We start from the raw sequence: 26359 nt of genomic DNA, 5'->3' as shown, positions 1-26359 counted from the left end.
CCGCACGCCCTATTGCTGGGCGGCGAGGAAGACGCGGAAGCGCCTCAGCGCGAAGCCGAAGAACAGCACCCCCATGCCCAGGGTGGCGGCAAAGCGCGGCCACACCGTCTCGAAGCCCGCGCCGCGATAGAGGATCGCCTGCGCGAAGGCGACGAACTGGGTGGACGGAGAGGCCTGCATCACCGTCTGCAGCCATTCCGGCATGCTCTCCAGCGGGGTGAAGCCGCCGGACAGCATGTTCATGGGCAGCACCACCAGGAAGAACAGCAGACCAAACTGCGGCATGGAGCCCGACAGGGTGCCGAGGAAGATGCCCAGCGAGGCGGTGAAGAACAGATAGAGCGCCACCCCGGCGAGGAACAGCGGCACCGAGCCGGCGATGCCGGTGCCAAGCCACCATTTCAGCACCACGAGCACGGCCAGCGCCGTCCCCACGAGGATCACGGCGCCGTTGGCGATGATCTTCGCCAGCATGATCTGCGAGGGCCGCACCGGCAGCACCAGCAGATGCTCCAGCGTGCCGTGCTCCCGCTCGCGGATCAGCGCGGCGCCGGCCAGCAGCACCGAGAGCATGGTGATGTTGGTGATGAGGCCCATGGTGCCGGTGAACCAGGAGGATTCCAGCCCCTGGTTGAAGGCGGCGCGGATCTGCAGCTGCACCGGCGTCACCGTGCCTTCCGCATGACGCTGCACGAAGCGCGCCACCTCATCCTGGAAGATGCCGGAGATGTCGGTGGCGCCCAGCCCGGCCTGCATCAGCGCGGTGGCGTCGATGAGCAGCTGCGCCGAGGGATTGCGCCCGGCCAGCACGTCGGCCTGGAAATCGGGCGGGAAGTCGATGACGAAGGTGAAGCGCGCCGCGTCCATGGCGCGGTCCACCTCGTCGGGGCGCAGCGGCACCGGCTTCTGGAAGCGCGGCGGCAGGAAGGCGTCGAGGATGGCGTTGGAGAGGGCGGAGTTGTCCTCGTCCACCACCGCGATGGTGGCGCGGTTGAGGTCGTGCTTCATGCCCTTCGCCTGCAGCACGATGGCGGCGGTGAAGGCATAGAGCACCAGCACCAGCAGCGCCCGGTCGCGCCACAGGCTGATGAGCTCCTTCTTCACCAGCTCGGCCACGTTGCCGAGGCTGGCACGCCAGCGGGCGGGCCGCGGCGAGGAGTGGGGAGGGCGGGGGGCGGGTGCCGTCATCTCACGCCTCCTGCTTGCGCAGGATGAGATAGGCGAGGGCCAGCAGCGCCGGCCAGAACGCCGCCGTGGCCGCGATGAAGGGCAGAAGCTCGGTGAAGCCGAGGCCCTTGGTGAAGGCGCCGACGCTGATGCGCATGAAATAGGTGGTGGGGAACAGCGTGCCCATCACCCACGCCCCGCCTTCCAGCGTCGCCACCGGCTGGAGCAGGCCGGAGAACTGGCTCGCCGGCATCATGGTGCCGATGGCGGTGCCGAACAGGGCCGCCACCTGGGTATGGGTGAGGGTGGAGGACACGAGCCCGATGGCGGTGCTCGCCAGCACATAGACGAAGGCGCCCAGCGCCAGCCCGGCGAACGATCCCTTCAGCGGCACACCGAACAGGAACAGCGCCATCAGCACCATCACCAGGAAATTGAAGAAGGCCACCGCCACATAGGGCAACTGCTTGCCCAGCAGGAATTCCAGCTTGGTGACGGGGGTGACGTACAGGTTGGTGATGGAGCCCAGCTCCTTCTCCGTCACCACCCCGAGCGCGGTGAGGATGGCGGGGATGAACACCAGCATCAGCGCGATCACCGCCGGCACCATGGCATCCACGCTGCGGAACGACTGGTTGTAGCGATAGCGCATCTCCAGGCTCGCCAGCGGCGTGTAGCTCTGCCCGGCCGCCTGGAGCGCGTCGGACAGGAACAGGGCGTGCACCGCCTGCACATAGCCCTGGATGGTCTCGGCGCGGAACGGCATGGCGCCATCGATGGTCACCAGCACCTCGGTGGGCCGCCCGGAGCGCAGGTCCGCGCCGAAGCCGGGCGGCAGCTCGATGGCGAAGGCGATGGCGTTGGATTTCAGCCGCCGGTCGAGGTCGGCGGGATCGGCGAGCGGCGGCTGGACGCGGAAATAGGGCGAGTGGGCAAAGCCGTCCACATAGGCGCGGCTCTCGGTGGTCTGGTCGCGGTCGAGCACGGCGAACCGCAGCTTGTCCACATCGAGGGTGATGCCGTAGCCGAAGATGACCATCAGCAGCGCCGTGCCCAGGAGCGCGAAGGCGAGGCGCACCGGATCGCGCCTCAGCTCCAGCGCCTCGCGCCAGGCATAGGCGCCGAGGCGGCGTGGCGAGAAGGCGGCGGGCCTGGCCGCGGGGCGCTCGGCGGCAGGGGGCAGGCGGGCCTCGGTGGTCGCCTCGCGCCCGCCCATCTCCATGAAGGCGATGAAGGCCTCCTCCAGCGTCGCCGCCTTCTGCTCTGCCTTGAGCGCGGCGGGGGTGCCGGTGGCGATCACCTTGCCCGCGTGCATGAAGGAGATGCGGTCGCAGCGCTCCGCCTCGCCCATGAAATGGGTGGAGACGAAGATGGTCACGCCCTCCTCGCGGGACAGGCGCTGGAGGTGGTCCCAGAAATTGTCGCGTGCCACCGGGTCGACGCCCGAGGTGGGCTCGTCGAGGATCAGCACCTCCGGCTCGTGCAGCACCGCCACCGCCAGCGACAGGCGCTGGCGCACGCCGAGCGGCAGGCCGTCGGCGAGGGCGTCGAGCTCGCCGGCGAGGTCGAAGGCGGACACGAGATCGGCGATGCGGGCGCGCGCCGCCTCCTCCGGCAGGGTGAAGAGGCGGGCGTGCAGCTCCAGGTTCTGGCGCACGGTCAGCTCGCCGTAGAGCGAGAAGGCCTGGCTCATGTAGCCCACGCGCCGCCGGGTCTCGATGTCGGTCGGGTCCACCGGCACGCCGAACAACAGCGCCTCGCCGGAGGAGGCGGGCAGAAGGCCGGTCAGCATCTTCATGGTGGTGGACTTGCCGCAGCCGTTGGAGCCGAGGAAGCCGAAGATCTCGCCGCGGCGGATCTCGAAGCTCACATGGTCCACCGCCACGAAATCCCCGAACCGCCGCGTCAGCCCGCGCGATTCGATGGCGATGGGCGCGGCGGGATCGAGCGCCGTCACCGTCACCGCGCCATCGGCCGCGCCGCGTCGTCCCTCCGGCAGCAGCGAGATGAAGGCCCGCTCCAGGCTCGGCTGGCCGGTGCGGGCGAGCAACTCCGCCGGCGCGCCATCGGCGAGGATACGGCCGGTATCCATCATCACCACCCGGCCGAAGCGCGCGGCCTCCTCCATGTCGGCGGTGGCCACCAGCAGGGTGAGGCGCGGCCGGTCGGCGCGGATGGTCTCCACGAAGTCCCAGAACTGGCGGCGGGAAAGCGGATCGACGCCGGTGGTGGGCTCGTCCAGCAGCAGCAGGTCCGGGTCGTGCACGAGGGCGCAGCACAGGCCCAGCTTCTGCTTCATGCCGCCGGAGAGCTTGCGCATCAGCCGGTCGGCGAAGGGGGCGAGCCCGGTGGCGGCCAGCAGCGGCGCCACCCGCGCGCCCTTGGCGGCGGCATCCTCGCCGAACAGCCGGGCGAAGAAGGCGATGTTCTCCGCCACCGTGAGGTTCGGATAGAGGTTGCGCCCCAGCCCCTGCGGCATGAAGGCGATGCGCGGCTGGGTGCGGGTGCGCGCGGCGCGGTCGGCAAAATCCGCGCCCAGCACCTCCACCGTGCCATGCTGGATGCGCTTGGCCCCGGCGATCAGCCCGAGCAGGGTGGACTTGCCCACCCCGTCCGGCCCCACCAGCGCCACCGCCGATCCTTCGGCCACGGTGAGATCCAGCCCGTCCACCGCCACCGTCGCGCCATAGCCGTGCCGGATGCCGGCGAGCCGGAGGGCGGCTGCCGGCTCGGTCACTGCCCGGCCTCGCGCACGAGGTCGGACTCGAGCCATGCCGGCCATTGCGCCTTGGGATCAAGCCGCACGTAGCCGATGCCGGTGACGCCGGTCTTCACGTGGTCCAGATACTTCTCCACCAGCGGCCGGGCGACGCGCAGCTTCACCCGGAACATCATGCGGTCGCGCTCGCTCTGGGTCTCCACCTGCTTGGGCGTGAACTGGCCGCGCGCCGAGACGAAGGAGACGGCGGCGGGCACGGCGCGGTCGGGCAGGGGCTCCAGCATCAGCCGCGCCTCGGCGCCCAGCGCCAGCGCGCCGGCATCGGAGGCGGGCAGGAAGATGGTCATGTAGACGTCGGAGAGGTCGATCAGCGTCAGCACCTTGCCGCCGGCGCCCAGCACCTCGCCCGGCTCGGCGAGGCGGTAGATGACGCGCCCGGCCTTGGGCGAGACGAGGGTGCCGTCCGCCACCAGGCGGGTCAGGCGGTCCACCTCGGCGTCGGCGGCGCGGATGGCGGATTCGCTGGCGGCGAGGCTCGACTGGGCAGCGGCGAGAGCGGCGGCGGCGGTAAGCTTGGTGGTGCGATACTGGTCCACCTTCTGCTCGGTGGCGAAGCCCTTGGCCACCAGCGTCTCCTGGCGCTCCAGCTCCTTGGTGGCGAGGTCCAGCTCGCCCTTGCGCTGCTCCACCACGTGGCTGGCGGTGTCGCGCGACTGGCGGGCCTGGCTCGCCTGCGCCTCGGCGGTGCGCAAGGCGGCGGCGGTCTCCTCCACGTCCATGTGGGCGACCACCTGCCCGGCGCGCACGAAATCGCCCTCCTCGACCAGCACGTCCAGGACGCGGCCGGGGGCCTTGGTGGCGACATCCACCTGCGTCGCCTCGATGCGGCCGTTGCCGGAGGCGAAGCCCGGCGGCAGGGTGCGGCTTCGGGAGGCGAGAAACCAGGCGCCGGCGCCGCCCGCGGCCGCGAGCGCGGCGATGATGGCGATGACGAGCAGCGTGCGCTTCATGGACGGCACCTTTTCCGCAGGGCAGGACGCCCACGCGGTGACGGCCGATGGCATGTCACTCCCGCGGGGCATCGGGAACGGTTCTGTTCTGACTATACGATACGTCGCTACCGTGACAGGGGGCGTTGATCGACGTCAACGGTCGGGGGCGGTTCCGGCTTGTCTTCCGGCCTGCGCCCATATTACAGGCGGACACGAACCGCGCGGCTGACGCGCGGGAACGAGAGAGCGAGCGCGGGGAGCACGACATGGCCAAGGTGGACGGCATCTGGGAAGTGGTGACGCAGACGCCCATCGGCGAGCAGCGGGCGCGCATGACCATCGTCTCGGAGGGCGACACCTTCACCGGCAGCTCGGAGAGCGAGATGGCCACCTTCGTGCTCGAGAACGGCCGGATCGCGGGCGACGAGATCACCTGGACCATGCAGCTCACCGTCCCCATGAAGCTGACGCTGGAAGGCCGCGCCACCATCGAGGGCGACACCATCACCGGCAAGATCAAGGCCGGCTTCCTCGGCTCCTCCACCATGACCGGCCACCGGGTCGCCTGAGGACCGGGGCCAGAGCCGGGGCCGGAGCGGTGGAGGGCGGGACGCCAGCCGTCGGGCGGCCGGCGGCGTGGGTTGTCAGCCCGCGTCGATGCGCGCCTGCAGGGCCATGGCCCCGGCGGGCGCGCGCACCTTCGCGCCGTTGATCAGATAGATGAACACCTCGCGGGAGGCGGGGGCGGGCCGGACCGTCTTGGGGGCCTTGGCGCCTGCTTGGGCCCCGGTCTTGGCTTCCGCGACCGGCTTGTCCTCGGCACCGGGTTCGGCCCCCGCCTTCGTCTTGCCTTTCGCGATCTTCCCGGCGGGCGTGCCGACGTCGTGGCCGGCCCCCCGCGCCTCGGCGATCGTCAACCCCTCCGGCACGCGGCCGCCGGCCCAGTCGCGCGCTGCGGTGGCCCAGCGGTCCAGCTCCCCGCCGTCATAGCCGGTTTCCACGTCCTCACGCGCCTGCTGGAGGCGGGCATAGGTGAAATCGGCCGTCAGGTCGGCGATCGCGGGATAGGCCGCGTGGTCGGCGAACACGATGGCGACGGAATGCCGGCGCGCCAGCGCGACGAACTCCGCCGTGACGAAGGAAGGATGGCGCACCTCCACCGCGTGCCGCAGCCGCACGCCCTCATGCTGCTCCGGCAGCAGCGCGAGGAAGGCGCCGAAATCGTCCGGATCGAACGCCTTGGTGGCGGCGAACTGCCAGTTGATGGGGCCCAGCCGGTCGCCCATCTCCACGATGCCGCTGGCGATGAACTTGCCGATGCTCTCGCCCGCCTCCGCCAGCACCCGGCGGTTGGTGACATAGCGCGTGGCCTTCAGCGCGAACACGAAGCCGTCCGGCACCTGCCGCGCCCAGTCGGCGCAGGATTTGGCGCTCGGCGTGCGGTAGAAGGTGCCGTTGATCTCGATGGTCTTCAGGTGGCGGCCGGCGTGCTCCAGCTCGCGGGCGTGGGGCAGGCCATCGGGGTAGAACACGCCCCGCCAGGGCTCGAACGTCCATCCGCCGATGCCGATGCGCACGGTCATGGCCTTCCTCCTTGTGCCTCGGGGCACGTGTGCCCGCTTGTGCTTCGGGCAGTCCTGCCTCAGGGCAGCGGCAGCACGTGGGAATATTTCACCTGCTCGAGGGAGAACGAGCTTTCGATGGAAGCGATCCCCTCCAGCCGCGTCAGCTTCTGCTTCAGGAAGCGCTCATAGGCGTCGAGATCGGCCGCGACCACCCGTAAAAGGTAATCGCGCGGCCCGGTCATCAGATAGCATTCCAGCACCTCCGGCCAGGTGCGGATGGCGGTGGCGAAGGTGTCTAGCGCCTCTTCCTTCTGCCGCTCCAGCTTGATGGAGACGAACACGCTGATGGGCAGTCCCGCCATGCGCTGGTCCAGCACCGCCACATAGCGGGCGATGAGGCCGCTCTCCTCCAGCGCCCGCACCCGGCGCAGGCAGGGGGAGGGGGAGAGGCCGACGGCGGTGGCAAGATCGGCGATGCTCATGCGCCCGTCGCCCTGCAGGGCGGCAAGGATCTTCCGGTCGATGGCGTCGAGGCGCACGAAGCTGCTCCAGATCAGGTCTCCTGTAGCAGGATATGGCGGAAATGGCTGCCCGTTAAGGCAGATTTGAGCGAACCCGCCGGCGCGCTCGCGCTACACTGCGTGCTTTCGGTCGGTGCCTCGGCGCCGGCCGCGATCGCATCCCAAGGATGGCTCCCGTGTCCAGCTCCCTGCCCAAAGCGCCCCGTGCCCCCGCCGCGTCCCCCGCTTCCGCCGGCGCCCGCCGCCCGCCGGACGCGCAGGATCTCGCCATCCTCGCCGAGCTGGAACGCAAGGTGCTGTGGCTGGCCAGCTGGATGATCCACAACGCCAACCACGTGCGCCCGAGCACCGATGGGCTGAAGGTGGGCGGCCACCAGGCGTCCTGCGCCTCCCTCGCCGCCATCATGACGGCGCTCTATTTCCACGTGCTGCGCCCGCAGGACCGGGTGGCGGTGAAGCCCCATGCGAGCCCGGTGTTCCACGCCATCCAGTATCTGCTGGGCCGGCAGGGCCGCGAGCGTCTGGAGAATTTCCGCGGCTTCGGCGGCGCCCAGTCCTATCCCTCGCGCACCAAGGATGCCGACGACGTGGACTTCTCCACCGGCTCGGTGGGCCTCGGCGTGGCGCAGACCCTGTTCGCCAGCCTCGCGCAGGACTACGTCCACGCCCACGGCCTCGCCGGCGACCGGCCGGAAGGCCGGATGATCGCGCTGGTGGGCGATGCCGAGCTCGACGAGGGCAACGTCTTCGAGGCGCTGCTGGAGGGCTGGAAGCACGAGGTGCGCAACACCTGGTGGATCATCGACTACAACCGCCAGAGCCTCGACGGCGTGGTGCGCGAGGGCCTGTACGAGCGCTTCACCGGCATCTTCGAGGCCATGGGCTGGCAGGTGGTGGTGCTGAAGCATGGCCGGCTGCAGCAGGCCGCCTTCGCGGAGCCGGGCGGGCAGGCGCTGCGCCACTGGATCGACACCTGCCCCAATGCCGAATATTCCGCCCTCACCTTCCAGGGCGGCGCGGCCTGGCGCAAGCGGCTGATGGACGACCTCGGCGACCAGGGCGACGTCTCCGCCCTCATCGCGCGGCGCTCCGACGCCGAGCTCGCCGCGCTCATGACCAATCTCGGCGGCCATGACATCGGCGCGCTGATCGCCGCCTTCGACGCCATCGACCACGACCGGCCGGTCGCCTTCCTTTGCTATACGGTGAAGGGCTTCGGCCTGCCGCTGGCCGGTCACAAGGACAATCACGCCGGCCTCATGACCCCCGCCCAGATGGAAGCGCTGCGCGCCGCCATGAACGTCGGCGTCGGGCGGGAGTGGGAGCCGTTCGAGGGCCTCGCCCGTCCGGCTTCCGAGCTTTCCGCCTTCCTCGCCCGCGTGCCGTTCGCCCAGGGCGGCCCGCGCCGCTACGAGGCGCCGGCCCTCGCCGTGCCGGCGCTGGCGCCGCCGCCCAATCCGGTGATCGCGACGCAGGCCGCCTTCGGCCTCATCCTGCAGGATCTGGCGCGGGGCGAGAGCGATCTGGCCGCCCGCATCGTCACCACCTCGCCGGACGTGACGGTCTCCACCAATCTCGGCCCGTGGGTGAACCGGCGCGGCCTGTTCGCCCATGAGGCGCTGGCCGACGTGTTCCGGCGCGAGCGCATTCCCTCCACCTTCGCCTGGGAGTTCTCGCCCAAGGGCCAGCATGTGGAGCTCGGCATCGCCGAGATGAACCTGTTCCTCACCCTGTCGGCGTTCGGGCTCAGTCATTCCCTGTTCGGCGCCCGCCTCGTGCCCATCGGCACGCTCTACGACCCGTTCATCTGCCGCGGGCTCGATGCGCTCAACTATGCCTGCTACCAGGACGCCCGCTTCATCCTGGTGGCGACGCCCTCCGGCATCACGCTGGCGCCCGAGGGCGGCGCCCACCAGTCCATCGCCACCCCGCTGATCGGCATGGCGCAGGACGGCCTCGCCGCCTTCGAGCCCGCCTTCGCCGATGAGCTGGCGGTGCTGCTGGAATTCGCCCTCGACTACGTGCAGCGGGACGGGGAGGGCGCCCCGGACGAGCGCAGCTGGCTGCGCGACGAGACCGGCGGCTCGGTCTACTTCCGCCTCTCCACCCGCGCGCTGGAGCAGCCGCGCCGCACCCTCTCGGCCGAGCAGAAGCGGGCCATGGTGGATGGCGCCTACTGGCTGCGCGAGCCGGGGCCCAATTGCGAGGTGGTGGTGGCGGTGCAGGGCGCGCTGACGCCGGAGGCCATCGACGCGGTGGCCCTCATCGCCGAGGACCGGCGCGACGTGGGCCTCCTCGCCGTCACCTCCGCCGACCGGCTCAACGCCGGCTGGACCGCCGCCAGCCGCGCCCGCGAGCGCGGGCACCATGCCGCCCGCAGCCATGTGGAGCGGCTTTTGGAGCCGCTGCCGCGGCATTGCGGCCTCGTGACGGTGCTCGACGGCCATCCGGCGACGCTCGGCTGGCTCGGCTCGGTGGCGGGCCACCGGGTGCGGGCGCTGGGCGTGGAGCATTTCGGCCAGACCGGCACGCTGCAGGATCTCTATGCCTATTACGGCATCGGCACCGCCGCCATCGTCGCGGCCGCCCAGGCCATCTCCCCCGGCCGCCCGCTGCGCCATCTGCGGGCCGTGTGAGCCGGGGGGACGAGGACGCCGCTGCGAAGCCCGTCGCCGGCGTGCGGGGCTGGCGGGGGCATGGTCGTGAGGTGGAGGCGCCCGAAACCGCAGGGGCGTTTCCCCCGGCGGCGTCACCATCTCTGTTCGGTGCGCGGGGGAGCGCGCGCTCGATGCGGCCTGCGCGAGCGGATCACGACGCCGGGGCAAAGCCCGATGCCGACGTGCGGGGCTGGCGGGCCGTGGCGCGAGAAGCCGGAGATCCGCCCGCCCGCGCTGCGGCGCCCGTGTCGTCCCGGTGAACGCGTCAGCGGCGCCGGTCTGTGGGGGAGGCTTTCGAGGGTCGCCGGCCTGAGGCGGACAGGTCCAGGCGATGTGGGGGAGAGGCTGTCGGGGGCGAGCTTTTCGGGCCGGCAGTTCGGGGCGGCAAGTCGGGGCGGCAGGTCGCGCCGGCTGGTCGGGGTGGCTGGTCGGGGCGGCAAGTCGGGGCGCGGCAGGTCGCGCCGGCAGGTCGGGGCGGCCGGTCGGGCGGCAAGGGCTCCGGCCGCGGTTCTTTCCACACGCGGACGCGCCCCATGTGCGCTCCCCATGCGCGCGCCCGCTTGTGGTCCGCGCCAACCTCCGCTAGAAGCGCAAAACCACGCCCGGCGCCCCGCGCCGTCCGGCCTCGCGGAGAGGTGGCAGAGTGGTTGAATGCACCGCACTCGAAATGCGGCATACGGGCAACCGTATCGGGGGTTCGAATCCCTCCCTCTCCGCCAGTTTTCAATGACTTAGCACTGATGGGCGGCCGCGGATTGCGGGGCCCCTAAAGGCTCAAGTCAGCACCAAGTCAACATCGCGCCGGTGTGCCGGCTTCGAGTGCGGCGGTGGCAGCCTATGCGGGATCCACGCCGGAGTGCGCGGCGGCAAGGGCCCGCGATTGCGAACGCTCGGGACGCAACAGCGTGGTGCCTGTGCGCGGCCGGTCCCGAGCTGAAGCCACCGCAGCGGGGCCGCCGGCGGCTAGAGCACCATCATTTCGGGCGACCAGTCATCGCAATCGTAGATCGACGTTGTGGCCCCGGCTGCCGCCCGTGCCACGGCCATGGCGCAGGCCACCGCCCCGTCGATCCGGTCGCGGCTCTTGCCCTTGTGGAACGCGCGGTTGCCGGCGCTGTCCGTCTGGACCGCGATGTTCTCGAAGTTCCACCGCAGCACCGGATGCCCGCCGTGGGTGAAGGCCCGGCCGACAATGGCCCGTTCCAGCTCCTTCACCGCCGGCGCCATGGTCACCCACCCCTGCCGCATCTCGGTGGCGGGTAAGCCTTCCTCGAGCAGGTTGTTCAGCATGTTGCGGGCGAGATGCGGATCGAACGCGATTTCGCGCACGTCGAAGCGGGAGCACAGGTCGCGGATCGTGTCTTCCACGGCGCGGAAGTCCACCACGTTGCCGGGCGTGGCGATGATGAAGCCATCATCTGCCCATTGCGGGTAAGGCACTCCGTCCCGCTCGGCGCGAGCGCGCAGGTTGTCGGCCGGACAGAAGAACCCTGGGTGGACGATGTAGCCGTCTTCGCCATCCCGCCATGCGGCCACGACACAGGTCAGATCCGTGGTGCTGGACAGGTCCACGCCCAGCCAGCACGGGCGGCCCGCGAGGGCGTCAAGGTCCACCGGCCCGGCGCCTTCGTCGTAGACGTCCATGTCCACGAACGGATCGGCGGAGTGGTCAAGCCAGATGTTCAGGTTGAGCTGGCGGAAGGCCTCCCGGTCGCCCGGCCGGCGTTCGCCCTCGCGCGCGAGCTGGCGCAGGCCTTCGATGTCGGGATAGCCGTGGGCGAGGCCGGGGTTGACGCGGCGCCACACCGCCTCGTCGCGCCAGTCCTCATCTTTCCCTGCCTCGAAGAGGATGGGCAGAATGGAGGGGTCCACCACCTCGCCGCGGGCCACCTTGCGGGCATCTTCCACGATGTCGTGGGCGATGTTCTCCTGCCCCCGGCCGGCGGTGGTGGCGACCACCAGCAGCGAGCCGGGTGTCTTCACGAGGCCCGAGCGGAGCACGTCCCACAGGTCCCGCTTTTTCCAGGCGTGCAGCTCATCCGCCAGCACGAACACCGGCGTGCGCCCGTGCTGGGTGCCGGCATCGCAGCTGATGGCCTCATAGAACGCGCCGTGCTTCTTCGAGGTGATGCGGTTGCGGTAGTCCTGCATGGAGGTGACCGCGCCAAGGCGCTTGTCGGTGCGAATGATGCCCAGGGCCTCGGCATAGCCAAGGCGGGCCTGTTTCCGATCCGCCGCGGCGTTGATGACTTCGCCGCCAGGGATGCGCTCGGGCCCGAGGGTATGCAGGAGCGCCAGCGCCGCGGAAAGCGAGGTCTTCCGGTTGCCGCGTGGCAACAGAAGGACAACCGTCTTCACGATGCGGGTGCCGTCGGCGTGGCGCGGTCCATAGATGCGGCGCACGACGCGCTCCTGCCAGGGGTCAAGCTGGAAGGCCCTCCCCGGCGCGGTGCTCTTGGGATGCCGGAGCGCGCGCAGGAACCGCACGGCCCGCTCGCCGTGGCCGAACGGATCCGGGATCGGCGAGCCGTCAAAGAGCCAGGTCGGATGCGTCGTCGTCGCCATCGTCGTTCCTCATGGCCGGCCGGCTGCGGCTCACCGGCGTGAGCCCGAGCTCGCCGGCCAATTGCCGTGCCTGCGTCAGGCCGTCCGAGCGGATGGAGACGGCAGGGTGTTTCTTCGGTCCGCCCTCGGTCTGGAAGGTCATGCCTTCGTCCGCGATGATCCGCGACGCCTCCGCCACCTGCCCCACCGCCGTGCAGTAGTGAGCGAAGGTCGCGAGGTCGGCCACCGTCAAGGTCTTGCGCTCGGTGATGAGGATGGGGGCGACGCGCTCCCACTCCGCCCGCGCATCGTCGGAAAACCAGCCGGGCGCCTCAGGGACGCTCGCCACGGGCGAGGTTCCGGGCACGATTGCTTCAGGACGACGGCCGCGCATCTCATCTCTCCTGCGCAGAGGCACGACGCTCCACGCTCTGTTTCCACCTGTCGTGGCAGGGGCGGCAAAGCGCCTGCCAGTTGCTTCGGTCCCAGAACAGCCGGTGGTCGCCGCGATGGGGCTGGATGTGGTCCACCACCGTCGCTGGGCGCGGGCACCGTACGCATTCGGGGTGGGTCTTCAGATAGGCTGCGCGCTCGGCGTCCCACTTCGAGGAATATCCGCGCTCCCGCGCCGAAGGCCGGCGCGCATCGGCGGCCGCCTTCCTCCTGCGCTCGCAGGGGCAGTACTCGCCGGAGGCGACCTTCAGGCCGCAACCGCAGATGCGGGGCGCGCGGACAGGCATCTTTCAACTCCCGGCGGCGCCCTCGATCAGGAAATGGGCCGCGGCGCGGCGGATCCCTTCACCAGCATCGCCCCTGCCGCGATGGAGGTGCCGCTGTTCTTGGTGATGACGAGGCGCACATAGCGTTTGCGGCCGATGTAGCCGACGCGCGCCACGGCATTCTCGGCGAGGCTTGCGGGAAAGCCGCCGCGCAGGTCTCCCGCCGCAACGTCGGTGAAATCGCCCGAGGTGGTCGTGTCGCTCTCCTGCACCTTCGCCGTGAAGTTGCCGGATCCGACGATGGTCCCGGTGCTCACCACCATCACGGCGCTGTCGAAGCCGAGAAGGTCCAGGGCCGCGCTGGTCGCCGTCGCGGAAAGCACCGCCGGCGCCACCGCCTGCACAGGGGAAATATTGCTCACAAGATCGCGCATGTCGTCGTTCTCCAGTCCTGTGCAAATCAGAAAGACGGCCGCTGAGTTGGATGGCCCTTCAGCAACAGGGCAGAGGCTGCCACCAGATAGCCAGGCCGAACCCCAGCAACGAGCCTGTATTTCCTTTGCCTCAGGGAGGCATGAAAGGTGTGCTCGGCGCCGGGCTGAAGAAACATCAGCCCGTACCATGTCTGACGGCCGGGGGCGGTTTGCAGCTCGGGGCTGTCCTCCCAAATACCCGTGCCGGGATAGGCTTCCTGCTGGAGCTGGATGCCGAGCCCGAAGCTGCTCGTGGTCACGACAGGGGGAGAGCCGCCATTGCTGGCGCCGACATTCACGATCAGCGCCGCGCTGTTGAAGCCGGCGAGGTCGAAGGCCGGGCCGGGAATGCGCCGGATCGTGTCGGGGCCAAAGAAGCTCCCGGACACAATGTCGTCACCCGAGTAGAAGGCCGGCGCGAGCACCTGCACCACTGCGAAGCCGGTTTTGGGATCGCGCATGGCCGTCTCTCCTCAGCTCGCTGCCATCTTGAGCTTGCGCAGCGCCTTGGGCTGCACGACGCCACCGCCGACGCGGCGGGTGGCGTGAATGCGGGTCACGCCGTCCGTGGCGCGGATGTAGGGATTGACCAGGATCGAAAGCGCGAGGCGGTCCACGATCCGGTATCCGGTGGCGAAGTCGCCGAAGATGATCGGCGTGGCGCCGGCTGCGATGTTCGGCATGTCCACCGCCTCAAGGACAGGGCGGCCGAACAGGGTTTCCGGCTGGCCTGCCTGCACCGCCGGCTGCCAGAGATACTGCCCTTGCCCGTCCTTCAGCTTGCGGCAGGCCGCGAGCGTGGTGCCGTTCATGAGCCACGTTCCGCGCTGGCGGTACGCGGCGGGCATGGCGTACATTAGTGTCAGGAACTCGTCGGCGGAGATCGCCGAGGCGGAGGCCGTGACCGTCGATGCGATGCCGGCATCCGTCAGGAGGCCCGTGGGCTCCAGCACGCCGCCACCCGACACGAAGGCGAGCCCTTCCTTCTGGCCAAAGTCCTCCGCCAGCGCGAGCCGCACCTCGGCTTCCGCCTGCCCCGCGCTGTCCGCGAGAAGCTGGTTGGACACATCCACGTAGGTGTTCACCTCGCGGATGACGATTTCCGTCTGTCCGAAGCTCGGCTCCGATGCCTCGGAGGCCTGTGCCTCACCCTTCCACTTCGCGTTGGTGATGCCGGTGCGCTTGGGATAGAGCACCGAGGGCGAGCCGGTGGTGCGCACAGTGGCGAGGGAGCGGATCGGCGAGAACTCCACCAGGTCGCGGATGAACTCGGTGCTCAGTTCCGGCGGGGCGAGATAGCCGCCCTGCGGATCGGAGGACACCACCAGCGTCTTCAGTTCGTCGGCCGGCGTGCGGTCGCCGTGGCGCAGGTAGGTGCCGAAGGCCTTGCGCTCGGCGCTGGGCTCATCCTTGCGCTCGCCACCGGCCGGGCGGTTCAGCTTGGCCTCGATCTTGTCGAGGCGCTCGCCCAGCTTGTCGAGGCCCTTCGTCTCCGGCTGGGCGTCGGGCTTGGCGCCCGCCTCCAGCTTCTCGATGCGGCCGATCACCTCGCCCTTGAAGCTGTCGAGGGCGGCGGTGACGACGGCCGCCGGATCGTCGGCATCGCCCTTGCGTTCGATGGCGCCGGCGGGCGCCGCGGTGTCCTGAAGCATGTTCACCTCTTCCTGATTGCCGATGCGGCGCGATGAAGGGCCCCGGCGATGGCGAGGGCGGCCGTGGCGGATTTCGCCGCGGTCACCCGCGCGCCGGGGTGCATGGGGATGGAGACGATGGAGCACTCGACCAGATCGAGGGCCTTGATGGTCCGGCCGCCGCCCTTGCGGGGCTCGGCCTTCTTGGTGATGAAGCCGATGGAAAGGCCGCCGGCGGCGCCGGATTTCACCAGCGCACGCACCTCGCGGGCGCGGGCCACATCGTCCACCAGCAGCCGCCCCTTGAGCCGGAGGCCATCGTGTGCCTCGGTCGCCTCGGTCCAGACGCCCACGGGGTCGCTCGGGTCGTGGCCGAAGAGCATGGGCAAGGGCACGCGGGTGGAGGCAAAGGCGCCCTTCTCGATCACGTCGCCCACACGATCCGGCGTGCCGAAGGGCCACGCGAGGCCTTCGATGGCGCCGGCGTCGTCGGCGAGGATCTTGGTTGCGAGGAACAGCCGTTCCATCACGCGCCCCCGCCGGCGGGCCGGCCGCCATCCTGCTGCGGCGCCGCGGCGCCGGGCTGGTTGCTGCCAGTGTTCGGATTGGCGAAGGCCTCGCCACCTGCGTAGGGCGGCAGGCCTTCCCAGATGCGCACTTCGTTCGGGCTTGCCACCCGCGAGGCGATGAGGCTCGCATAGGCCGTGGCCCGGGCGCCGAGGTCGGCGCGGGTGAGGTCGTCGCGCTCGAAGTGGATGCGGTGCGCGGCATAGTCGTCGGGGCTGAACAGGGCGAGGCGCAAGGCACCTTCAAGCGCGCGCAGCCAGGGTTCGAGCGTATAGGTGAGGAACTCCCGCCCCATTTGCTCGCTGTTGGACCAGGTGGCGCGATCCAGATCGAAAAGCATCTGCGGCGGCACGCGGAAGGAGCGGGCGATCTGGAGGATCTGGAAAGCCCGCATCTCCTGAAACTGCGCGTCCACGCTGGTCATGGTGAGCGCGGTGTAAGACACGTCCGCCGGCAAAACCGCTGTCCCGCCGGACGCGCCTCCGCCATGGGCCGCCTGCCATCCGCGCTTCAGGCGATCAAGGGCGTCGGGCCCCATCGGGCTCTTGACCGCGAGCATTCCAGACGGGCGGGCCCCGTTGCCGAAGAACCGCGATGCGTGGGCGTCGAGGGTGAGGGCGAGCCCGATGCTTTCCCGCGCCAGCGACACCGGCGAGCGGCCGAAGGGCGAGCGCAGGTGGATCACGTCCGCCGTAGGCAACTCCCGGCCGTTCAGGAAGTAGCGCCAGGCGCCCGAGCCATCCTCGTGGCGCTGTGCCGTGAGGTGGGCGGTGGTGTAGGCGATCAGCTCCACCGGCCGGCCGCCGACGCGGTTCACCCAGGCGAGGCCGCCGGCGTCGTAGATGAGGGCAGCCGCCACAAGGTCGCGGATGAACTCGAAGCCGGGCGTCCAGTCGTTCACGCGGTCCCGCAGGAGGCCCGCCACCGGATGCTCGGGCACCTCTGTCTCGGCGGCGCCATCCCGGCGCATGACCTTCACGTCGAGCGTGGCGACGGCCTCGCTGATCGCCTGCACCGCGCACTTGACCGCGGGCACCGTGAGGGCGCTGCCAGGGCCGACGCTCACGCCGGCTGCGGTCGGAGCGGCTGCACCAAACAGCGCCAGCATCTCCGCATCAGGCGACGCGAGAGACTTGGCCTCGGGGCGGAACAACTTGCGAAGTCGTTGCAGCATTGGAACATGAGGCCTCGCGCGCGGTATTCGGTCAACGAAATAAACCCATTTAACAGAACATGACTTTGCGCATAGGCGATCCGTTGCGCGCTTCTACGCACCACGACGCATCGCCCCGCCGGAAACCACTGTCTGAAATGTGGAATTAGGCCAGATCTCGCGCGGTTGACCACCGCCGGTCCTGGGGCCTCGGGCGCAAGTCGGAAACCACCCCTCCCCCTGTGACCGTCCGCGAGGGTGACGGGTGACGGGTTGTGACGGGTTTTTCCATATAAGCCGCCGTACGCGCGTGCGCACGCGTGGGGCCGATAATGGGTTTTACCCGTCACCATCCGTCACCCGTCACCCTTCGTGGCAAGATTGTGGCAAGGAAGGGCAACAAAAAACCCGCCATCAAGGCGGGCATCGTCAGGGGAGATGGCTCAAGGCTGCGCCATCGTCATTCGCTGAAGCCGGTTCGCGCCTTGGGCAGGAGCTGAATGCCTCGAAAGCCGCGGGTCTTTTTGGTGCGATACGGAGCAAAGCCCTTTCGCTGCATCGCCTCGCTGAACGACTTCATGGTGCCGGGCTCTTCGCCAGCATCGCGAGCGTATTCGGACCAGCTTTCGAACAGGTCTGCACACCGATCCCAAATATCCATGCGCCCCTGTTCAATCCTGCACATCTCCTCAATCCACTGCCCGAGCAAGTCCTGATCCGAGAAGTAGGTCTGCGTCGCCTCGGTCACGCTCGCGGGCCGGACAAGGCCGTTCTTCTGCCAGTCCAGGCAGCCTTCAATCATCCACCGCAGGATGCCGGGCCACTCCTCCTTCAGCTTCGCCTCCAACTCGGGATCGGGCGACGCCGGCTTGCGGGTGAAGGGAACGATGTTGAACCGGCGCCGAGCCGCGTCGTCCACGTTGCGCAGGGCCGGCTTGTGGTTGCCGACGATTGTGAGCTTGAAGTTCGGCCGAAAGCTGAAAAAGTCCTGCCTCATGAACCGGGCCGTTATGGTGTCGCCACCGGTCATCTGCTTGATCCGGCTTTCCGCCCAGGCCCGGCCCTCCTCGGTCTCGCTCGCGGTCACGAGGCGGGCCCCGCGCAGCATGGCGAGGTCGGTGGGGTGCTTGTCGTTGTGCGAGGCCGTGAAGGTGTCCATTGCGGCCGTGGTGGCGTACTCGCCCATGATGGCCGTGAGCACGTTCAGGAAGACGCTCTTGCCGTTTCCGCCCGGCCCATAGACGAAGATCAGGGCGTGCTCGCGGGTGTCGCCCGTGAGGCTATAGCCGCACCATTGCTTCATGAACCGGATGGCCTCGGCATCCCCACCAGTGGCCTCTTCGAGGAACCGCAGCCAGCGGGGGCAATCGGGTGCACGGGCCGGCGCGCAGCCAGCGAGCTTCGTGATGCCGTCCTTCGGATCGGCCGGTCGGAGGAGGCCCGTGCGCAGGTCCACCGTGCCGCCGGGCGTGCCCAGCAGGAACGGGTCGCGGTCCCACGCCTCAATCGTCACCGCGAATGTTGGATCGGTGCGGGAGAAGGCTTCAACGCCGCGGGCGAAGCTGGTTTTGCCGGTGATGTATCGCACCTTGTCCGGCTCGTTGTCGGCGAGGTTCCGGGCAAGGTCGCGGGCCCAATGGAAGGCGCGGCCGGTGCGGTTCTTCCGCCAGGCCGATCCGCTCCATTCGAACCAGGCCCCGCTGTCGTGGCAAAAGCGCAGCTTGTCCGCGAACAGCTCGGCGAAGCGCAGCGCGGCGCTGTCCTCGGTCAGAAGGTCGTTCGTCCGATAGTCCGCCACGTCGTCGGGCGTGAGGCGGCGCGTCTCGAAGGCGGCGGTTGATGCAAAGGTCAATGCGCGCCCTCCCGCAACACGTCGTTCATGTCACCAGCGATGCGGGGCTCGACCACGAACACCTCGCGGCCCGCCGCCATCCACCGGCGTGCGCACGCCTTCACGGCCTTCGCGTTCGCGCCGCTGTCGTCGGTTTCGCCGAGGATCGTCAGCCGCTCGATGCCGGGCAGGACGGGGAAGAAGGCGATGGCGTCGGCGGATCCAAGAGCCCATGCCGGGGCGAAGCCGAAGAGGCGCCCGGACATGGCCGTCTCGATCCCCTCGCCGATGGTGAGGCTGGGGCCGGCGAGGGCGTCCAGCTTGATCGCGGCGCCCTTGGCTCGCCCGAGCATGCGCCGGTCGATCTTCCGGCCGTCCGGGGTGAGGAAGGTGCGGTGGATGCCGCAGGGCTCATCCGTGAGGATGTCCCGCATCAGCGCGACCATGCCGCCGTGGCCGGCGTCGCCATAACGCAGGCTGCCGTGGAACCGCAGGACGGAGCGCGCCAGATCCTCGCCGAGCGGCAGTGCCCGGCTGTTCAGATAGGTTTCAACGATGCGGCCGCGCGGGTCCACGGCCTGCCGCCACACCCGTAGCGCCCATCCGACGCGCCTCGCAGCGTCGGCGGCTGCATCGGCCTCGGCACGGGCGCGCTCTTCCCGGCGCTGCGCCACTTCCTCGCGGCTGGGCTTGCGGCGCCGCTCAGGAGGCGCGATGCCGAGCGCGTCGCACACATGGTCGCGGCATTCTTTCCAGTTGTCGCCGCAATGCGAGTGCACCAGGAAGCCGCCGGGCGCGCGGGGTGACGGCACGATGGCGAGGGAGCGATCAGCGCGGCTGTGACCGGGCCCGGGCGCCAGCACCTGCCGCCCGACGACTTCGCCACCGAGGGCGCTCGCTATGGTGCGCAGGTCCATCATACGGCGCCACTGTCCCCGAAGGCCGCGACGGTAGCGCGCTCGATCCCGGAGAATTGCGGGCTCTGCTGACGCGCCCGCTCGAAGAGAGACGCGGCTTCCGCTTCGCCCACATTGTCCAAGTCGGCCGCGTTCTCCGACGGCCCGAAGAACAGGGCCCGGATGCGCACGGTGGGCGACACCTTATGCACCACCACGAACAGCCGGCCGCCGGGGGCTGCCCAGGCGTCGCGGAGCGCGCGGTTGAGCTCCACTTCCGGCCCCGAGGCGAGACGCAGCCGGTATCGCCGATCCGGGAAGCGCTCGAAAAAGCGCTTGTCCGAGGCGATGGTGGCTTCGTTCTGGAGAGCGAGGCGCTCCAGCCGCCGTTGCCGGGCGCGCGGGGTCATTTGGTGCCTCGGGTCATGATGGGTGCGCCGAACGCTTGGTGTGCCGGATCGCGATTGACGGCGAGAGCCGTGGTCAATGCCTCGCCGAATTCAACAAGCTCGATTTCGATCCAGGCGCCGCTATCGCCGTCGTGGTCCACGACGAGGCACTGGAAGCTGTCCGCGCCGTCCGGGATGACGCAGATCCGATAGCGGTGCCGGCGCTCTTCCTTGACCTTCACCCAGCCGCAGGGCTGGGGGCTGAAGGTGCGCCGGATGCGGGCCGGCGCGACGATGTGCGCCGCCATCACGCGTGCCCCGCAGGTTCGATATTGGCAAGATCGGAGGCTGCCACAGACTGGATGACGGCCCGAGCGAAGGCCTGCTCGAAGATGCTCATCATGAGGGAGAGGGCGAGCGGCCAATGCTTATCGGACTTGTCGGAGGCGCCGGCGCACTCCAGTTGTGCCTGAACGCTCACCAGATGATCCGTCATCAGGTCATTCCAGGTGTCGGGGCATCCATCCCGACCAAGGGCGATCACCTCCATCAGGAAGCCTCGCGCGTGCCGGGCGCCGAGGTCGCGCAGGCGCTCGATGGCCATATCCACCTCCCTGTCGCCGAAGGTCGGGTGAAGGATCAGATCAGTCATTCGCCACCTCCGAAGTCGAGCTGATTGCGGGGCCGATGCCTTCGGCGCACCAGCGGAGGCCATCGAAAAGGCCGTAAACCACATGCCGGCCGCGCACCTTGCGGAACGGCGGGCCGCCGCCGCGGCAGCGCCAGGTCGAGAGCGTCCGCGGCGAGCAGGGTGCCCCCGTGACGATCCGGATCAGCTTGGCCATCTCCTTTTCCCGCAGCCAAGACCGGCACAGGTCGGGCGGAAGGACTTTGGACAAGTCGGTCAGAGGGACTTTGGACAAGTCGGTCGGAAGGCAAGGCTCCGCCGGTCCCGCCTCCTTGGGCGGGTTGGAAAGCTCAGGCATTGAGTATCCTTTACTGTTCTGCTTTCTGGTCCACGAAATACTCACCCGCCCTCTCGCCACCGAGAACGGCAAATGTGCGCCCGTGAATAGTGTAGCTACGCTTCACGTACCCTCGCCAATGGGTTGCAGGCGATCCGGGTGCCGTGAAATGCTGGCAGAACTCTCCATATTCGCCAGCTTCCGGAGCTTTCACAATAATCTCTGGCCAATTCAGTATGATTTCGACTTCAGTGTCGCGATTTTGGGCCCTGTCCGCAGCGTCGCCATTGTCCTGCTTAATGGCGCAAAGCATGCCGCAGAGCCAATCTTCAGCGGTCGTCCGCTCAATGGACGCAGGAGCACTTTTAGGGACGCCGCCGGCAACAAGAGCCCCATAGGTCGCCACAGTATCGGCGGTGTCTTTGATCTTTGGTTCCAGAGCGATGGCGAGGAAGAGGCGCGCGACGTGCCGAGGCGTAACATGAGCAATCGCGCGCCCGCTGGACTTGGGGAGCAATCCGCCGTCGATGAGGGCGCGCGCATAGGCGTTCACCGTTTCACGCGGTTCACGCGTAATTTTGGCGACGTCGCTCACCAGGTCAGACACAGTGGTCATATCAGCCTCCCGCTGGATTTGGTTTTACAAAATACAAAACCAATGCGCAAGGCCTGTGGTGAAAATTCGTGGCGCGGCCCACATACGCCACGCCCGGTGATCCCCTGCGGGTTACGCCCCCAGCCGCCCCGGCGCCCACACGCCCACGACGCGCCCCACGAGCTTCTCTGTGGCGTGCTCGGTGGTGAACGGGCCTTCGCTGGTGCCGATCCGGCCGGAGCGTAGCGCCGCCTCGCGGTCCCGCGGATCGGCCGGCGGGATCCAGTGGCGGGCCATCCAGCGCGGGGCAGGCTCGGCGCCGGCTTCCGCCTGGTGCAGCCACGGGCCGCCCGGCCGACGATAGCGGGTCCGTTCCACCATCTGGCACAGGGCGAAGGTGTGGCCGCACTCCACCAGCGCGTTGCGATAGGCGATCAGGAACAGCTCGCCCTGCGCCGGCTGGTGGTCGGCGAGGTCCACCACGGCGAACTCGCCGCGGCGCAGGTGCGGATAGAAGGCATCATCCTCTACCGGGAACGTCATGTGCCCCGGCGGGAGCGTCGGGAGCATCATCAGGGCGCGCAGCTCGGGCTGGTGCTCGAACGGGATAGCCGGCGGCTGGGGCCCGGTGGTGAGGGCGCGGCCGGGCCGGCCGGCGAAGGTGCGGCGGATCATACGGCGGTTCCTTCCAGGAAGCTCAGGGCGTCGCGGAGGGCACTGGCCATGAGGCGCACGCTGGCGTGTTCGCCCTCATCTTCCATCTGGTTGCGGAGGACTTCGGCGGCCGTGCTGTCCGGATAGCACCATTCCAGCGCGCGCACCTTCACCATGAAGCCGGCGGGGCTGTTAGCCGGCGTGGCCGCGATCCGGCTGCAAAGCGCGCCGATGTCGTTGGTCACGCGGTCGAAGGCGTCATCCGCTGCGGCCGCTCCGGAAAGCCGCTCGGCTTCCTCCCCGCCTTTCCGCCATGCCTCGTAGGCAGCGAGCACCTCGGCCACCAGGGGCTGCTGTTGCCGTGTGGGCGAGTTCCACATGGCATCGTAGGCGCGCAGCCAATCGTGCATCCTGAAGTTCGTCCGGTACCGTCCGGCTGTCCCCTCAAGCAGCCGTTCCTGATCCCTCTCGAAGGTGAGCAGGATTGGCGCGGGCTCCGGCCGCATCTGCTCAGCCAGAGCGTCGAGACGCTTGCCTTCGGCCACAAGCTCGCGCTCGCGCGCCCACATGGCTTCGAGTTCGCGCCCCATGGCGAGCAACTCGGCGTCGGCCATCTCTGCTGCCTCTGCCTTCGGCAGGATGGCGACGGGCACCGCCAGCGCGGCGATGGTGCCGAGGGCACCGGTGGCCTTGAGGATGTCGCGGCGGGAGGTAGGCATGGGGGCGGCGTTTGCCGCCGCGGTGGGCTTCGGCATTGTGTTGCTCCAGTCATATGAAAACAATGACATTGACAGAATGAGGCGACGAGCGCCGATGTCAACTTAAAAATATGACCTTGTAGCGAAGTGATGAATGGTCTAGGATTTTTGTATGCTCACGCCTGCCCAATGCCGCGCCGCTCGCGCTCTTATCGGATGGTCGCAACCTCAGCTGGCCGCTGCGTCCGGTGCTGGCGTTTCGACAATCCGTGATTTCGAAACAGGCAAGCGAACGCCAATCGCGAACAACATGGCCGCCATCCGCGCCGCCCTCGAAGCCGCAGGCGTCATCTTCGTCGCAGAGAACGGTGAGGGGCCGGGAGTGAGAATTAGGAAATAGGCATTTTTTGGGAGTGGGGGGTGGGGGTAGAAAAAAATGAAAATTCCACAAACACTAAAATATATGCTCATTTTTTATGGGATTATCATTGTATTTATTTGGCTGGCTACCCTCGGTAGAGACTACTCCGCTTCAGGAGAATCCTGCGTAAGTTTGGTTAGAAGGACGATTGGCCCTAAAGCAATAGATGTTCCAACTTTGGAAGAGGAGAGGCAGATTCAGCGTTGCTATGAAGCCTTAAAAGAAGATCGAAATTCGTTCCGCCGCTAGATCGAATGGACACTCTCGAAGCCGCCGGTGTCATTTTCGTTGCGGAGAATGGCGATGGGACGAGCGTGAGGCTGAAGAAATGAACTGGAGACGAGGATTTTTTCGTTTGTGGCTTGTATTATCAGCCGCCTGGATAGGCGTAGCATGCTACTCTGCGGTCAATCATCCGATCCCACAACAAACCAAACGCGTTAATGTTCAAATATTTGATAAAGATTTCGTTTTCGTAGTACCGATAAATACAACAGATGAAATGATAGGAAGTTTCATAAAAAATGATCTGAAAAAAGCAGATAGCTGCTTCGGAGAAAATCCTGATTTTTTATGTCAGTTCAAGACAAATGACGTTTTCATGCCTGTGCCTGAATATATTGATTGGATCGGATGGGCTCCTTGGGCATTGATCCCGCCTGCATCTCTTCTACTGTTCGGATCAACACTCGTATGGGTCATAAATGGATTTCGACGTGCATAAAGATGCTTGGCTCGCACTTGAGCCTTTGTTGCCCCCCCAATCCGCCACTGACTTGAGCGGATCACCTGCCTAACCTCTTCCGCCAGGTGTTGACCGTCTGCGGCGAGACGTACAGGCGCCGGGCAATCTCCCGGTCTGGCAGCTCGGGATGGTCCGCCAGCATCCGCCGCACGTCAGCCTGCTTCTGCGCCATGGTCCGCTCCTGCGGCGGCACCAGCGTGCGCAACACCTCCTCCAGAAGCTCACCAGCCCGTGTCCGGTTGGCGATCTCCTTCAGCACGACATGAGCCGCCTCGGGGGCGAGCAGGTTGATTTGGCGGACCCCGTGCGTCTCTAGAGACGCCTTCCAGCGGGCCTGCCGTGATGGTGTCGTTTCAGGTGATGGCACAGGGCACTCTCCAGATGCGCAGCTTTCCCGTCACATGGGTGTCTCTAGAGACGGTTCAAGCCGACTGCCGACGCCTTCCGCTTTGGAGATGCACCCGAAGGCGAGGCATGGAACGGCCGGAGCCTCAGCCCACGGGAACGCGGCGGCCAAGTTGGCCGTTGCGTCCGCCCCCGCCGCGCCGTTCCGCGCTGTTCCCCAGCCCTTGTTCCCCTCTGTTCCCCAGCCGGGGAACGGCTTGGGGAACAGACTGCACCGCCATCAAAGCGTTGATGCTGCTCATTTCTGCCAGCCTGTTCCCCGCGTTCCCCTTGTTCCCCGCGAAAACGATGTATCCGGGAACGAAAATCGGCCATCAGGTGTCGCGCTTCTTCCCCTTCATCGCTGCGGCGATCTTCGCGGCCGTGCGATCCGACACCGCCTTGAGCGGATCATCCCGCAGGTGGGCATAAATCTCGGTCGTGCTCGCCTGCCTATGGCCCAGCACCTTGCCCACGAGGTAGAGCGACGCGCCGTCCGCCACCGCGAACGAGGCAAAGGAGTGCCGCAGGTCATGCAGGCGAAGGTCGGGCAAGCCGGCCGCCGTGCGCACCTCGCTCCAGGCCTTGGGGAGGCCCGAGATGCGGCCCCACGCGCCCCGCGTGGCAGGGAACACGAAGGGATCGCCGGCGCGCCGCGGGAAGTGGGCGAGCACGTCCGCGGCAGGCGAGGGCAGGGGCGTCACCTTCGCGCCCGTCTTGCTGTCCGGGAAGCGGATCAGGCCGCGCTCGGCGTCGATCCAGTCCCATTGCAGGCCTTCCATCTCGCCGACACGGCAGCCGGTGAGCATCAGCATGCGGAAGATGCCGGCGAAGGCTGGCGCCAGGATGGTCTCGTCTTCGAGCTTGGCGATGGCCTCGGCGAGCTTGGCCACCTCCTTCTCGGACAGGAAGCGCTCCACCTTCTCCTGCTTGAGGAGCTGCACGCCCGAGGCTGGGTTCTCCGTGATGATCTTCCGGCCCGTGGCGAAGGAGAGCATGGCCTTCAGCGTGGCTGTGGCGCGCGCCGCGACGCCACGGCCGCCGAGCACCTTGCGTCGTCCCCGCTTGGCCTCCGTCTTTCGTGCCGACTTGCCGTCCGCAACGTCCATCTGAAACCGCCCGATGTCGGCACGCGTGAGGCTCTTCACGGTGCGGGCCCCGAGAAGCGGCCGGATGTGGGCCTTCAGCAGCGCGCGGTCGGTCTCCCAGGAGCGGGCTTTCTTGTTCGGCTTCTCCGCCGGCCCATCGGACAGGTAGAGGTCCGCCAGCTCGGATACGGTCAAGGCGGAGCGCGCTGCCGACTTTTCCGCGAGGGGATCGATCCCATCGGCGACGGCGCGCAGGACCTCGCGGGCCTTCTCCCGCGCCTGATCGCATGTCCATGGCGATCCGTGCTTGCCGATGGTGTATTCCCGCTGGCGCCCTTCCGCCGTGCGATAGGCCGCGACATAGCTCTTGATCCCGGCGGGCGTCACGCGCAGGCCGAAGCCCTTCAGTTCCGCATCCCACACCATGAGCTTGCGGGCGGGGTCTGCGGTGGCCGCGTCCACCACCTTCTTTGTGAGCTTCGGCATGGCGCCCTCGATTCTCAAGTCAGCACCAAGTCAGCAGCAGAACGCAAAAACGCGCAATGGCGAGATGTGCCATGCGCAGCGGTGCGCGCTGTAATGCGTTGAAAAACAGGGAATAAGCAGGTTGGCTCAAAACCGCGCAACGCCGCGCGTCGTCAAAACGGCACCACTCGAAATGCGGCATACGGGCAACCGTATCGGGGGTTCGAATCCCCCCCTCTCCGCCACAACAAGTTGATTTTGCAGAGTTTTTTGGCTTTTGCCGTCGGGCGCGAATAGCGCGGGCGGTTCAAAGACATGCGCCGAGGCTCATCCCGCAGCCGCGCGGAGAGACCCGGTCGGTACCGGAACCGGCGCGCATCACCCGCTGATATCTCCCGAGGCCATTTTGGTGGTACGGTTTGCCCCGCGATGCTCTTTGCAACTCGTCGTGGACTGCCGGACCAGAAACGGAAAAACCCCGCCGGATGGCGGGGCGCGGGTCGGTCCGGTTCCTGATGGT

The 26359-nt window shown here is 68.0% G+C and carries 27 protein-coding genes and 1 tRNA gene; 4 read left to right on the top strand and 24 right to left on the bottom strand.

Going from position 1 to position 26359, the window contains the following annotated elements:
- Window positions 1-9: 9 nt before the first annotated feature.
- From V5F49_RS07240 to V5F49_RS07230, 3 genes are read right to left on the bottom strand one after another with little or no spacing between them, the layout of a single operon-like run.
- Complete coding sequence (locus V5F49_RS07240) at window positions 10-1188, bottom strand: ABC transporter permease (protein WP_394118026.1); 1179 nt, start codon at window positions 1186-1188, stop codon at window positions 10-12.
- Window position 1189: 1 nt separating this feature from the next.
- Complete coding sequence (gene rbbA / locus V5F49_RS07235) at window positions 1190-3940, bottom strand: ribosome-associated ATPase/putative transporter RbbA (protein ID WP_394118027.1); 2751 nt, start codon at window positions 3938-3940, stop codon at window positions 1190-1192.
- On the bottom strand, window positions 3901-4896 hold the full coding sequence (locus V5F49_RS07230) for an HlyD family secretion protein (protein WP_394118028.1): 996 nt from the start codon (window positions 4894-4896) through the stop codon (window positions 3901-3903). The genes rbbA and V5F49_RS07230 overlap by 40 nt, the downstream gene beginning before the upstream one ends.
- A gap of 248 nt (window positions 4897-5144) precedes the next feature.
- Here V5F49_RS07230 and V5F49_RS07225 point away from each other — a divergent pair, with 248 nt between their 5' ends.
- Entirely contained in the window at window positions 5145-5447 is a 303-nt protein-coding gene (locus tag V5F49_RS07225) for a hypothetical protein (protein WP_394118029.1), read from the top strand.
- A 75-nt stretch (window positions 5448-5522) separates the two neighbouring features.
- Here V5F49_RS07225 and V5F49_RS07220 read toward each other — a convergent pair whose 3' ends face one another.
- On the bottom strand, window positions 5523-6461 hold the full coding sequence (locus tag V5F49_RS07220; RefSeq protein ID WP_394118030.1) for a DUF72 domain-containing protein: 939 nt from the start codon (window positions 6459-6461) through the stop codon (window positions 5523-5525).
- A gap of 59 nt (window positions 6462-6520) precedes the next feature.
- The gene (locus V5F49_RS07215) at window positions 6521-6925 is read right to left on the bottom strand and encodes an Lrp/AsnC ligand binding domain-containing protein (protein WP_509210780.1); all 405 of its coding nucleotides are present in this window, start codon (window positions 6923-6925) and stop codon (window positions 6521-6523) included.
- A gap of 353 nt (window positions 6926-7278) precedes the next feature.
- Here V5F49_RS07215 and V5F49_RS07210 point away from each other — a divergent pair, with 353 nt between their 5' ends.
- Window positions 7279-9600 carry a thiamine pyrophosphate-binding protein gene (locus tag V5F49_RS07210; RefSeq protein ID WP_394118084.1) on the top strand — a complete coding sequence of 774 codons (2322 nt, stop codon included), beginning with the start codon at window positions 7279-7281 and terminating at the stop codon, window positions 9598-9600.
- A 650-nt stretch (window positions 9601-10250) separates the two neighbouring features.
- Window positions 10251-10340 (top strand) — tRNA-Ser (locus V5F49_RS07205).
- A gap of 244 nt (window positions 10341-10584) precedes the next feature.
- On the opposite strand, the gene V5F49_RS07200 is transcribed toward V5F49_RS07205, so the two are convergent.
- The 17 genes from V5F49_RS07200 to V5F49_RS07120 form a co-directional block, all read right to left on the bottom strand.
- Entirely contained in the window at window positions 10585-12186 is a 1602-nt protein-coding gene (locus V5F49_RS07200) for a terminase large subunit (protein ID WP_394118032.1), read from the bottom strand.
- The gene (locus tag V5F49_RS07195) at window positions 12152-12514 is read right to left on the bottom strand and encodes a phage terminase small subunit P27 family (protein ID WP_394118033.1); all 363 of its coding nucleotides are present in this window, start codon (window positions 12512-12514) and stop codon (window positions 12152-12154) included. The genes V5F49_RS07200 and V5F49_RS07195 overlap by 35 nt, the downstream gene beginning before the upstream one ends.
- 46 nt (window positions 12515-12560) lie before the next feature.
- Window positions 12561-12905, bottom strand: coding sequence for an HNH endonuclease (locus V5F49_RS07190; RefSeq protein WP_394118034.1), 345 nt, complete (start codon window positions 12903-12905; stop codon window positions 12561-12563).
- Window positions 12906-12931: 26 nt separating this feature from the next.
- The gene (locus tag V5F49_RS07185) at window positions 12932-13318 is read right to left on the bottom strand and encodes a hypothetical protein (protein ID WP_394118035.1); all 387 of its coding nucleotides are present in this window, start codon (window positions 13316-13318) and stop codon (window positions 12932-12934) included.
- Window positions 13319-13344: 26 nt separating this feature from the next.
- On the bottom strand, window positions 13345-13818 hold the full coding sequence (locus V5F49_RS07180; RefSeq protein WP_394118036.1) for a hypothetical protein: 474 nt from the start codon (window positions 13816-13818) through the stop codon (window positions 13345-13347).
- Between the two features lie 12 nt (window positions 13819-13830).
- Window positions 13831-15009 (bottom strand): phage major capsid protein, encoded by a 1179-nt coding sequence (locus V5F49_RS07175; RefSeq protein ID WP_394118037.1) that lies wholly within the window; start codon window positions 15007-15009, stop codon window positions 13831-13833.
- A gap of 2 nt (window positions 15010-15011) precedes the next feature.
- Window positions 15012-15515, bottom strand: coding sequence for an HK97 family phage prohead protease (locus tag V5F49_RS07170; RefSeq protein ID WP_394118038.1), 504 nt, complete (start codon window positions 15513-15515; stop codon window positions 15012-15014).
- Complete coding sequence (locus V5F49_RS07165; protein WP_394118039.1) at window positions 15515-16621, bottom strand: phage portal protein; 1107 nt, start codon at window positions 16619-16621, stop codon at window positions 15515-15517. Before V5F49_RS07165 ends, V5F49_RS07170 begins: the two co-directional genes overlap by 1 nt.
- Window positions 16622-17168: 547 nt before the next feature.
- Window positions 17169-18506, bottom strand: coding sequence for a phage/plasmid primase, P4 family (locus V5F49_RS07160; protein ID WP_509210779.1), 1338 nt, complete (start codon window positions 18504-18506; stop codon window positions 17169-17171).
- 50 nt (window positions 18507-18556) lie between these two features.
- Window positions 18557-19459 carry a DUF7146 domain-containing protein gene (locus tag V5F49_RS07155; RefSeq protein ID WP_394118041.1) on the bottom strand — a complete coding sequence of 301 codons (903 nt, stop codon included), beginning with the start codon at window positions 19457-19459 and terminating at the stop codon, window positions 18557-18559.
- Window positions 19456-19845 (bottom strand): hypothetical protein, encoded by a 390-nt coding sequence (locus V5F49_RS07150; RefSeq protein ID WP_394118042.1) that lies wholly within the window; start codon window positions 19843-19845, stop codon window positions 19456-19458. The genes V5F49_RS07155 and V5F49_RS07150 overlap by 4 nt, the downstream gene beginning before the upstream one ends.
- Window positions 19842-20132, bottom strand: a complete 291-nt coding sequence (locus V5F49_RS07145) for a hypothetical protein (protein WP_394118043.1) — start codon at window positions 20130-20132, stop codon at window positions 19842-19844. Before V5F49_RS07145 ends, V5F49_RS07150 begins: the two co-directional genes overlap by 4 nt.
- Window positions 20132-20476 (bottom strand): hypothetical protein, encoded by a 345-nt coding sequence (locus V5F49_RS07140; protein ID WP_394118044.1) that lies wholly within the window; start codon window positions 20474-20476, stop codon window positions 20132-20134. Before V5F49_RS07140 ends, V5F49_RS07145 begins: the two co-directional genes overlap by 1 nt.
- Window positions 20469-20669 (bottom strand): hypothetical protein, encoded by a 201-nt coding sequence (locus V5F49_RS07135; RefSeq protein ID WP_394118045.1) that lies wholly within the window; start codon window positions 20667-20669, stop codon window positions 20469-20471. Before V5F49_RS07135 ends, V5F49_RS07140 begins: the two co-directional genes overlap by 8 nt.
- A 151-nt stretch (window positions 20670-20820) precedes the next feature.
- Window positions 20821-21405: a hypothetical protein gene (locus tag V5F49_RS07130; RefSeq protein WP_394118046.1), complete on the bottom strand. Its 585-nt coding sequence runs from the start codon at window positions 21403-21405 to the stop codon at window positions 20821-20823.
- A gap of 111 nt (window positions 21406-21516) precedes the next feature.
- Window positions 21517-22059 carry a hypothetical protein gene (locus V5F49_RS07125; RefSeq protein ID WP_394118047.1) on the bottom strand — a complete coding sequence of 181 codons (543 nt, stop codon included), beginning with the start codon at window positions 22057-22059 and terminating at the stop codon, window positions 21517-21519.
- On the bottom strand, window positions 22056-22793 hold the full coding sequence (locus tag V5F49_RS07120; RefSeq protein ID WP_394118048.1) for a hypothetical protein: 738 nt from the start codon (window positions 22791-22793) through the stop codon (window positions 22056-22058). The genes V5F49_RS07125 and V5F49_RS07120 overlap by 4 nt, the downstream gene beginning before the upstream one ends.
- Window positions 22794-22908: 115 nt before the next feature.
- On the opposite strand from V5F49_RS07120, the gene V5F49_RS07115 reads away from it, so the two are divergent.
- Window positions 22909-23136, top strand: a complete 228-nt coding sequence (locus V5F49_RS07115; protein ID WP_394118049.1) for a helix-turn-helix domain-containing protein — start codon at window positions 22909-22911, stop codon at window positions 23134-23136.
- Window positions 23137-23942: 806 nt separating this feature from the next.
- On the opposite strand, the gene V5F49_RS07110 is transcribed toward V5F49_RS07115, so the two are convergent.
- Together V5F49_RS07110 and V5F49_RS07105 are read right to left on the bottom strand one after the other, a co-directional pair.
- A complete protein-coding gene (locus tag V5F49_RS07110; protein ID WP_509210759.1) occupies window positions 23943-24161 on the bottom strand; it encodes a hypothetical protein in 219 nt (72 codons plus the stop codon).
- Between the two features lie 460 nt (window positions 24162-24621).
- A complete protein-coding gene (locus V5F49_RS07105; protein ID WP_394118051.1) occupies window positions 24622-25860 on the bottom strand; it encodes a site-specific integrase in 1239 nt (412 codons plus the stop codon).
- Window positions 25861-26359: the final 499 nt, after the last annotated feature.

The organism is Xanthobacter lutulentifluminis (assembly GCF_043194675.2).
In the GTDB taxonomy this organism is placed as follows: domain Bacteria; phylum Pseudomonadota; class Alphaproteobacteria; order Rhizobiales; family Xanthobacteraceae; genus Xanthobacter.
Note: the sequence above shows the minus strand (reverse complement) of the source record. Positions and strands in the feature narration are given on the sequence as shown.

Coding starts and splice junctions, on each gene's coding strand:
- V5F49_RS07190 (WP_394118034.1), bottom strand. CDS start 12,905: ATGCCTGTCCGCGCGCCCCGCATCTGCGGTTGCGGCCTGAAGGTCGCC.
- V5F49_RS07230 (WP_394118028.1), bottom strand. CDS start 4,896: ATGAAGCGCACGCTGCTCGTCATCGCCATCATCGCCGCGCTCGCGGCC.
- V5F49_RS07120 (WP_394118048.1), bottom strand. CDS start 22,793: ATGCCGAAGCCCACCGCGGCGGCAAACGCCGCCCCCATGCCTACCTCC.
- V5F49_RS07150 (WP_394118042.1), bottom strand. CDS start 19,845: ATGACCCCGCGCGCCCGGCAACGGCGGCTGGAGCGCCTCGCTCTCCAG.
- V5F49_RS07145 (WP_394118043.1), bottom strand. CDS start 20,132: ATGGCGGCGCACATCGTCGCGCCGGCCCGCATCCGGCGCACCTTCAGC.
- V5F49_RS07240 (WP_394118026.1), bottom strand. CDS start 1,188: ATGACGGCACCCGCCCCCCGCCCTCCCCACTCCTCGCCGCGGCCCGCC.
- V5F49_RS07155 (WP_394118041.1), bottom strand. CDS start 19,459: ATGATGGACCTGCGCACCATAGCGAGCGCCCTCGGTGGCGAAGTCGTC.
- V5F49_RS07130 (WP_394118046.1), bottom strand. CDS start 21,405: ATGACCACTGTGTCTGACCTGGTGAGCGACGTCGCCAAAATTACGCGT.
- V5F49_RS07105 (WP_394118051.1), bottom strand. CDS start 25,860: ATGCCGAAGCTCACAAAGAAGGTGGTGGACGCGGCCACCGCAGACCCC.
- V5F49_RS07220 (WP_394118030.1), bottom strand. CDS start 6,461: ATGACCGTGCGCATCGGCATCGGCGGATGGACGTTCGAGCCCTGGCGG.
- V5F49_RS07210 (WP_394118084.1), top strand. CDS start 7,279: ATGATCCACAACGCCAACCACGTGCGCCCGAGCACCGATGGGCTGAAG.
- V5F49_RS07215 (WP_509210780.1), bottom strand. CDS start 6,925: ATGAGCATCGCCGATCTTGCCACCGCCGTCGGCCTCTCCCCCTCCCCC.
- V5F49_RS07175 (WP_394118037.1), bottom strand. CDS start 15,009: ATGCTTCAGGACACCGCGGCGCCCGCCGGCGCCATCGAACGCAAGGGC.
- V5F49_RS07170 (WP_394118038.1), bottom strand. CDS start 15,515: ATGGAACGGCTGTTCCTCGCAACCAAGATCCTCGCCGACGACGCCGGC.
- V5F49_RS07135 (WP_394118045.1), bottom strand. CDS start 20,669: ATGGCCAAGCTGATCCGGATCGTCACGGGGGCACCCTGCTCGCCGCGG.
- rbbA (WP_394118027.1), bottom strand. CDS start 3,940: ATGGCTCGAGTCCGACCTCGTGCGCGAGGCCGGGCAGTGACCGAGCCG.
- V5F49_RS07140 (WP_394118044.1), bottom strand. CDS start 20,476: ATGACTGATCTGATCCTTCACCCGACCTTCGGCGACAGGGAGGTGGAT.
- V5F49_RS07180 (WP_394118036.1), bottom strand. CDS start 13,818: ATGCGCGATCCCAAAACCGGCTTCGCAGTGGTGCAGGTGCTCGCGCCG.
- V5F49_RS07115 (WP_394118049.1), top strand. CDS start 22,909: ATGCTCACGCCTGCCCAATGCCGCGCCGCTCGCGCTCTTATCGGATGG.
- V5F49_RS07200 (WP_394118032.1), bottom strand. CDS start 12,186: ATGGCGACGACGACGCATCCGACCTGGCTCTTTGACGGCTCGCCGATC.
- V5F49_RS07185 (WP_394118035.1), bottom strand. CDS start 13,318: ATGCGCGATCTTGTGAGCAATATTTCCCCTGTGCAGGCGGTGGCGCCG.
- V5F49_RS07225 (WP_394118029.1), top strand. CDS start 5,145: ATGGCCAAGGTGGACGGCATCTGGGAAGTGGTGACGCAGACGCCCATC.
- V5F49_RS07125 (WP_394118047.1), bottom strand. CDS start 22,059: ATGATCCGCCGCACCTTCGCCGGCCGGCCCGGCCGCGCCCTCACCACC.